This window comes from Micromonospora sp. NPDC047753 (genome assembly GCF_040642735.1).
Classification (GTDB): Bacteria; Actinomycetota; Actinomycetes; order Mycobacteriales; family Micromonosporaceae; genus Micromonospora.
The window spans coordinates 1-5,892 of record NZ_JBEYSL010000428.1 but is presented as its reverse complement, the minus strand read 5'-3'; the positions used below and the strand labels follow the sequence as shown (position 1 = coordinate 5,892).

Below are 5,892 nucleotides of genomic sequence, written 5' to 3'. Positions count from 1 at the left end.
GGGATGCCCGGCGACTTTCACCGGCACCAGCGTGCCGGCCAGAACCCCATGCGTGCCGATGCTCGCCGCAATCGCCAGAGCGTGTTGAATGCCGCCTACGAGATCCTGGCCACCGAGGGCCTGGGCGTGCCGATCGACGAGATCGCCCGCCGCGCAGGCGTCGGCGCCGGCACCGTGTATCGGCACTTCCCGACCAAGGAATCGCTCATCCAGGCCGTGGTGCTCGACCGCCTCCACGCCCTGACCGAGAAGGCCCGTTCTGGCATCGACTTCGCCGAGTTCTTCACCGTCATGGTGGACGCCGGCCTCACCAATCGCGCCATCGCGGATGCTCTGGCCGGCGGCGGCTACCACATACCCGCCGACGCTGACGCCGCCCTCACCGCAGCCTTCGCCGAACTCCTGCACGAGGCGCAGCAACGCGGAACCATCCGTCCGGACGTCACGGCCGACGACATCAACGCTCTCGTGACCGGCTGCGTCGCGACCGCGCGTCACCGCGGCTCCACAATTCTCGTTCAGATCGTCATCGCCGGCCTACGCGCCTGACGCACGAAGTCTCCGTCCCCAGAGTGCCAAGATCGAGAGCGGCACCTGATGATGTGGTCGAGGCAGGTGGCGCGACGACCGCTGAGAGCTGACCCGGCGCGCGGGGCCAGCCCTGGCGCGGCCGCCCGGTCAGCCGTCGCGTTCGGGGTAGCCGACCGGCACCGCGGAGACGTCGTCCAGCGCGGTGGTGATCTCCTCGGGCAGGGTGATCCGCTCCACCGCGAGCGCGCCGAGCAACTGCCCGACAGTGCGCGCGCCGAGGATCGGCGCGGTCACGCCCGGCCGGTCCCGGATCCAGGCCAACGCCACCTCCAGCGGCGACACCCCCAGCCCACCGGCCGCGGTCGCCACCGCCTCCACGATGCTGGAGCAGCGCGGCTCCAGGTAGGTCGAGACGAACCGCTCGAAGTGCGGCGACGCGGCCCGGGAGTCGGCCGGACGGCCGTGCCGGTACTTGCCCGTGAGCACGCCCCGGCCCAGCGGCGACCAGGGCAGCACGCCGAGGCCGAGCGCATCGCACGCGGGCAGCACCTCCCGCTCCACGCCCCGCTCCAGCAGCGAATACTCCACCTGGGACGCGACCACCGGCGCCCGCCCCGGCCAGGCGGTCTGCCAGGCGGCGGCCCGCGCGGTCTGCCAGCCGGAGAAGTTCGACACCCCGACGTAGCGGACCTTGCCGCTGGCCACCGCGTGATCCAGGGCGGCCAGGGTCTCTTCGAGGGGGGTGTCCGGGTCGTACCCGTGCACCTGGAACAGGTCGACGTGGTCGGTGCCGAGCCGGCGCAGCGACGCGTCCAACGTGCGCAGCAGGTGCCCCCGGGAGCCGTCCCGGCGTCGGCCACTGCCGGGGCGCAACCCGGCCTTGGTGGCGATCAGCAGCTCCTCGCGGGGGACGAGGGAGCCCAGCAGCGAGCCGATCACCGACTCGGCGTCGCCGTCGCCGTACACGTCGGCGGTGTCGATCAGGTTGCCGCCCGCGTCGAGGTAACTCTTCAGCTGAGCGGCCGCATCGTCGGCGTCGGTGTCCCGGCCCCAGGTCATGGTGCCGAGCGCGAGCCGCGAAACCGCCAGCCCGCTTCGGCCGAGCGGTCGCTGTTGCATGGGTGAACCTTATTTCGAACCTGCCGCCACCGATATCCTCGCTCCCGTATCTCTGCCGGTTCTGCCGGTTCCGCCGCCCCGGGCTGCCCCGATGGAGGGGGGATCATAAGGTGTCGAGCCGGTGATCGAGTCCGTTATCGGCATTGCGTAACCTGGGGCGACCTGTGCCACGGATGGGGGAGGACCAGTGCGACTCGGGCTCAGTCTCGGATACCAGACGGCGTGGAGCACACCGGCCGACCACCTGGCGCTGGCCCAGGAGGCGGACCGGCTGGGCTACTCGGTGGTGTGGGCGGCGGAGGCGTACGGCTCCGACTCGCCCAGCATGCTCGCCTGGATGGCCGGCCAGACCGAACGGATCGACGTCGGCGCAGCGGTGATGCAGATCCCCGCCCGTACGCCGGCGGCCACCGCCATGACCGCCGCCACCATCGACGCGCTCTCCGGCGGCCGGTTCCGCCTCGGCCTGGGCGTCTCCGGCCCGCAGGTCTCCGAGGGGTGGCACGGTGTGCGCTTCGCCAAGCCGCTTGCCCGGACCCGCGAGTTCGTCGACATCGTCAAGCTGGCCATCGCCCGCAAGGAGGTGGCGTACGACGGCGAGCACTACACGCTGCCGCTGCCGGACGGCCCGGGCAAGGCGCTGCGACTGGGCTTCCACCCACCGCGCGAGCACATACCGATCTACCTGGCCGCCGTCGGCCCGAAGAACCTGGAGCTGGCCGGTGAGATCGCCGACGGCTGGCTGGCGGTGTTCTACGCTCCGGAGTTCGCCGAGGAGCAGCTCGCCTCGGTGCGCGCTGGGCGGGCCAAGGTCGGCAAGGAGCTGGCCGGGTTCGACGTGGTGCCGTCGGTGCCCGTGGTGATCGGCGACGACGTGGCCTCCTGCGCCGAACTCGTCCGCTGGTACGCCGCGCTCTACGTGGGCGGTATGGGCAGCCGGCAGCAGAACTTCTACAACCAGCTCGCCACCCGGATGGGCTACGGCGACGCCGCCCGCGAGGTGCAGGACCTGTACCTGGCCAAGCGGCAGCGTGACGCCGCCGCCGCAGTGCCCATGGAGTTCATCGACCGCACCTCGCTGCTCGGCCCGAAGGAGCGCATCGCCGAACGGATGCGGGAGTACGCGGCAGCCGGGGTCACCACGCTGTCGGTGACCCTCTTCGTGGCCGACCGGGACAGTGGTGTGCAGACTCTGCGTACCGTCGCCGAGGCTCTCGACCTCTCGGGAGTCGGCGAGTGACCTGGGTCGAGGCCATCGTCCTGGGCATCGTCCAGGGACTGACCGAGTTCCTTCCGGTCAGCTCGTCGGGGCATCTGCGGATCACCTCGGCGATCTTCTTCGACCGTGACGCCGGCGCGTCGTTCACCGCGGTCACCCAGCTCGGCACCGAAGCGGCAGTGCTGATCTACTTCGCCAAGGACATCTGGCGGATCACCCGGACCTGGCTGGTGGGCATCCGGGACAAGTCGGTCCGCTCCAGCCTCGACTACCGGATGGGCTGGTACGTCATCGTCGGCTCGATCCCGATCGGGCTGTTCGGTTTCCTGTTCAAGGACCAGATCAAGACCGCCGGGCGCAACCTGTGGGTGGTGGCGACCACGCTGATCGTTTTCGCGTTCGTGCTGGCGTTCGCCGAGTACTGGGGGCGGCAGACCCGCACCCTGGAGAACTTCCGGATGAAGGACGGCATCGTGATGGGCTTCGCCCAGGCGATGGCGCTGGTCCCCGGTGTGTCCCGCTCCGGCGGCACGCTCACCGCCGGCCTCCTGCTCAACCTGACCCGGGAGGCGGCGGCACGGTACTCGTTCCTGCTGGCCATCCCGGCGGTGGTGATGTCCGGGGTGTTCAGCCTCGGGGACGTCTTCGAACCGTCCGCCCCGGGCACGTCAGTGCCGACCGTGGCCCAGACGATCGTGGCCACCGTCATCGCGTTCGGCATCGGCTACGCGGCCATCGCCTGGCTGCTGCGCTACGTCGCCCACCACACCCTGTACGTCTTCGTGCTGTACCGGGTCGCGCTGGGCACCCTGGTCCTGGCCCTGCTGCTGACCGGCACGATCGACGCCACCTGACCGATCTGCCGACGGCCCTCGTCTCCGCCCGCGGGTGGAGACGAGGGCCGCAGTCGTCAGGTCGCCGCCCGCGACGGCCCGCCCCGGAGGCCAGGTCATAGGGTGGTCCCGTGGCGACCCTTCTGCTTCTGCGACATGGCCGTACCACGGCGAACGCCGATGGCGGCCTCGCCGGTCGGCAACCGGTCGAGTTGGACGACACCGGGCGCGCGCAGGCCACCGCGGTCGGCGAGCGCTTGCGGGCGGTGCCGTTGGCCGCCGTGGTGACCAGCCCGCTCATCCGCTGCCGGCAGACCCTGGAGTTGGCGCTCCCGCAGGCCGCCCCGGTCGTCGAGGACGGGCTGATCGAGTGCGACTACGGCAGTTGGGAGGGGCAGCCGCTGAAGAAACTCGCCAAGGAGCCGCTCTGGCCGGTGGTCCAGCAGCACCCCAGCGCGGCGGTCTTCCCGGGTGGCGAGGCGATGGCGGCGATGGCGGCCCGTGCCGTGTCTGCGGTGCGTTCCTGGGACGCGCGGGTCAACGCCGAGCACGGGCCCGAGGCGGTCTGGTTGGCGTGCAGCCACGGCGATGTGATCAAGGCCATCGTGGCGGACGCGCTCGGCGTACACCTGGATGCCTTCCAGCGGATCGTGGCCGACCCGGCGTCGGTGACGGCGATCCGGTTCACGCCGCTGCGTCCGTTTCTGGTGCGACTCAACGACACCGGCGGCGACCTGGCGGCGCTGGTGCCGCCGCCGGCCAAGCGGCGACGGCGCGCGAGCCGCGTGGCCGACTCGGACGCGGCCGTCGGCGGCGGAGCGGGTGCGTCGCGGTGAGGCCCGTCACGACACCGCCCCCGGCCGGGGCGTCCGCGCAGGCCGAGAAGGCCGCCACGCCCGGGTGTAACCCCTGCTACACCGGGCGCGCCGTCGCTGTGGCGATTCGCGTCGGTGGGGTGCGCGACGCCAGGGCGGGCCGGATAGGGTCGTGGGTATGACCCACCAGGTGCACGCCTTCGAACCGCCGGAGCGGTTCGTCGCCGGGACTGTCGGGCCGCCGGGGGAGCGCACGTTCTTCCTGCAGGCCCGCGGCGGCGGCAGGCTGGTCAGCGTCGCGCTGGAGAAGGTCCAGGTGTCCCTGCTCGCCGAGAAGCTTGAGGAGTTGCTCACCGAGGCGCAGCGTCGCTTCGGGGTGGACCTGCCCGAGCTGGCGCCGGTGATCGGCGACAACGAGCCGCTGGACACTCCGGTCGACGAGGAGTTCCGGGTCGGGACGCTCGGGCTGGCCTTCGACGTGGACACCGCGACCGTGGTGATCGAGGCGATCGCGGCGGGCGAGGTGGAGCCCGAGGTCGAACTCGGCGACGAGGACGACGACGAGGACGACGACGAGGACGAAGAGCCGGACGAGGACCTGGATCGGCTCCGGGTCCGGCTCACTCCCCAGGCGACCCGCCAGTTCATCGAGCGGGCCCGGCGAGTGGTCAACGCGGGCCGGCCACCGTGCCCGCTCTGCGGCCAACCGTTGGACCCCGCCGGGCACCTCTGCCCGCGGCACAACGGTTATCACCGGTGACCTCGTCCGGCCTCCAGCCTCGCCAGGACGGCGACGCCGCGCTGCGGCTGCTGCGTGACGGCGTCCTCGACCTGGAAGGTCGGCTGGTCGACGCGTCGAACACCACGCTGCGCGGCATCCTGACCCTGGACGGGTTGACCGCCCGGTGCGTCTACAAGCCGGTCCGTGGCGAGCGCCCCCTCTGGGACTTCCCCGACGGCACCCTGGCCGGCCGGGAGGTCTCGGCGTACCTGGTCTCCCGAGCCACCGGATGGGACCTGGTGCCGCCCACGGTGCTGCGGGACGGCCCGTTCGGCCCCGGCTCCTGCCAGCTGTGGATCGACGAGCCGGAGGACGCCGAACCACTTGTCGGTTTCCTGCCCGCCGGGGAGTTGCCGCCACGCTGGATCCCGATCGCCGCGGCCCGGGACGACGACGGCGCCGCGTATGCCCTCGCCCACGCCGACGACCCACGGCTGGCCCGGCTCGCGGTGCTCGACGCGGTGCTCAACAACGCCGACCGTAAGGGCGGCCACGTGCTCGTCGGTGCCGACGACCGGATCTACGGCGTGGACCACGGGGTGAGCTTCCACGTGGAGGACAAGCTGCGCACGGTGCTCTGGGGTTGGGCCGGTA

7 protein-coding genes are annotated in these 5,892 nt (G+C 71.7%); 6 read left to right on the top strand and 1 reads right to left on the bottom strand.

What is annotated here, in order from left to right; genetic code table 11:
- On the top strand, nucleotides 1-549 hold a 549-nt coding region (locus ABZ749_RS27510; protein ID WP_357232898.1), incomplete at its 5' end, for a helix-turn-helix domain-containing protein.
- Nucleotides 550-678: 129 nt separating this feature from the next.
- On the opposite strand, the gene ABZ749_RS27505 is transcribed toward ABZ749_RS27510, so the two are convergent.
- Nucleotides 679-1,650: an aldo/keto reductase gene (locus ABZ749_RS27505; RefSeq protein WP_112587412.1), complete on the bottom strand. Its 972-nt coding sequence runs from the start codon at nucleotides 1,648-1,650 to the stop codon at nucleotides 679-681.
- Between the two features lie 187 nt (nucleotides 1,651-1,837).
- On the opposite strand from ABZ749_RS27505, the gene ABZ749_RS27500 reads away from it, so the two are divergent.
- The 5 genes from ABZ749_RS27500 to ABZ749_RS27480 all read left to right on the top strand — a co-directional run.
- Nucleotides 1,838-2,890, top strand: coding sequence for an LLM class F420-dependent oxidoreductase (locus tag ABZ749_RS27500; RefSeq protein ID WP_030332780.1), 1,053 nt, complete (start codon nucleotides 1,838-1,840; stop codon nucleotides 2,888-2,890).
- Nucleotides 2,887-3,723, top strand: a complete 837-nt coding sequence (locus ABZ749_RS27495; protein WP_357232896.1) for an undecaprenyl-diphosphate phosphatase — start codon at nucleotides 2,887-2,889, stop codon at nucleotides 3,721-3,723. Before ABZ749_RS27500 ends, ABZ749_RS27495 begins: the two co-directional genes overlap by 4 nt.
- Before the next feature lie 110 nt (nucleotides 3,724-3,833).
- On the top strand, nucleotides 3,834-4,538 hold the full coding sequence (locus ABZ749_RS27490; RefSeq protein WP_357232894.1) for an MSMEG_4193 family putative phosphomutase: 705 nt from the start codon (nucleotides 3,834-3,836) through the stop codon (nucleotides 4,536-4,538).
- A 157-nt stretch (nucleotides 4,539-4,695) separates the two neighbouring features.
- Nucleotides 4,696-5,277: a DUF3090 domain-containing protein gene (locus ABZ749_RS27485; protein WP_357232892.1), complete on the top strand. Its 582-nt coding sequence runs from the start codon at nucleotides 4,696-4,698 to the stop codon at nucleotides 5,275-5,277.
- Nucleotides 5,274-5,892 (top strand): SCO1664 family protein (locus tag ABZ749_RS27480; RefSeq protein ID WP_357232889.1); only part of this gene is annotated, 619 nt, incomplete at its 3' end. The genes ABZ749_RS27485 and ABZ749_RS27480, both read left to right, overlap by 4 nt.

Excerpts from the sequence above, each read along its gene's own strand:
- ABZ749_RS27505 (WP_112587412.1), bottom strand. The coding sequence starts at position 1,650 with ATGCAACAGCGACCGCTCGGCCGAAGCGGGCTGGCGGTTTCGCGGCTC.
- ABZ749_RS27485 (WP_357232892.1), top strand. The coding sequence starts at position 4,696 with ATGACCCACCAGGTGCACGCCTTCGAACCGCCGGAGCGGTTCGTCGCC.